Source organism: Sphingobacterium kyonggiense, assembly GCF_039536825.1.
GTDB lineage: Bacteria > Bacteroidota > Bacteroidia > Sphingobacteriales > Sphingobacteriaceae > Sphingobacterium > Sphingobacterium kyonggiense.
This window is the reverse complement of the sequence record NZ_BAAAZI010000020.1, coordinates 1-1,421: the sequence shown is the minus strand read 5'-3', so window position 1 is coordinate 1,421 and position 1,421 is coordinate 1. Positions and strand designations below refer to the sequence as shown.

Annotated in this window: 1 rRNA gene; it reads left to right on the top strand. The window is 53.6% G+C overall.

The annotated features are described in order from the left end of the window. Nucleotides 1-1,421, top strand: a 23S ribosomal RNA gene (locus tag ABD676_RS18175); the annotation flags it as partial.

Genomic DNA, 1,421 nt, shown 5'->3' with positions numbered 1-1,421 from the left:
AGTGACACTGCCGCGAACTGACGGAATAGTTCGTTGAAGGGCAAAGGTATTGGACCGGTAGGCAAATCCGCCGGTACAGCTGAAGCCCGATAGTACCGCAAACCCTCGGGGGCGCGGATAGCGCAGGTAATCAGACTTCCGAGAAAACCCGCTAAGCTCCAGGTCATCAACACCCGTACCGCAAACCGACACAGGTGGTCGAGGAGAGGATCCTAAGGTGCTCGAGTGAATCATGGCTAAGGAACTCGGCAAAATGGCCCTGTAACTTCGGGAGAAGGGGCGCTTCCTCCAGCGATGGAGAAGCCGCAGTGAAAAGGCCCAGGCGACTGTTTAGCAAAAACATATGGCTTTGCGAAATCGAAAGATGAAGTATAAGGCCTGACACCTGCCCGGTGCTGGAAGGTTAAGAGGGGATGTCATCCGCAAGGAGAAGCATTGAATCGAAGCCCCAGTAAACGGCGGCCGTAACTATAACGGTCCTAAGGTAGCGAAATTCCTTGTCGGGTAAGTTCCGACCTGCACGAATGGTGTAACGATCTGGGCGCTGTCTCAGCCATGAGCTCGGTGAAATTGTGGTATCGGTGAAGACGCCGGTTACCCGCAACGGGACGGAAAGACCCCATGAACCTTCACTATAGCTTAACATTGAGATTGGGTACAGGATGTGTAGGATAGGCGGGAGTAATTGAAGCGGTTTCGCCAGGAATCGCGGATACGACCTTGAAATACCGCCCTTTCTGTATTCGGTTTCTAACTCGACAGAGTCGAGGACATTGTTTGGTGGGTAGTTTGACTGGGGTGGTCGCCTCCAAAAAGGTAACGGAGGCTTTCAAAGGTAAGCTCAGTACGCTTGGTAACCGTACGAGGAGTGCAATGGCATAAGCTTGCTTGACTGTGAGACCTACAAGTCGACCAGGGTCGAAAGACGGACATAGTGATCCGGTGGTTCTGTATGGAAGGGCCATCGCTCAAAGGATAAAAGGTACTCTGGGGATAACAGGCTGATCTCCCCCAAGAGCTCATATCGACGGGGAGGTTTGGCACCTCGATGTCGGCTCGTCACATCCTGGGGCTGGAGAAGGTCCCAAGGGTTGGGCTGTTCGCCCATTAAAGTGGCACGCGAGCTGGGTTCAGAACGTCGCGAGACAGTTCGGTCCCTATCTGTTGTGGGCGCTGGAAGTTTGAGTGGATCTGACCTTAGTACGAGAGGACCGGGTTGGACGGACCGCTGGTGAACCTGTTATGCCGCCAGGTGTACGGCAGGGTAGCTACGTCCGGGATAGATAAGCGCTGAAAGCATCTAAGTGCGAAACTAGCCACGAGATGAGACTTCCTCATAAGGGCCGTCGAAGATGACGACGTCGATAGGCCACAGGTGTAAAGGTTGAGAGACCAAAGCCGAGTGGTACTAATAACCCGAA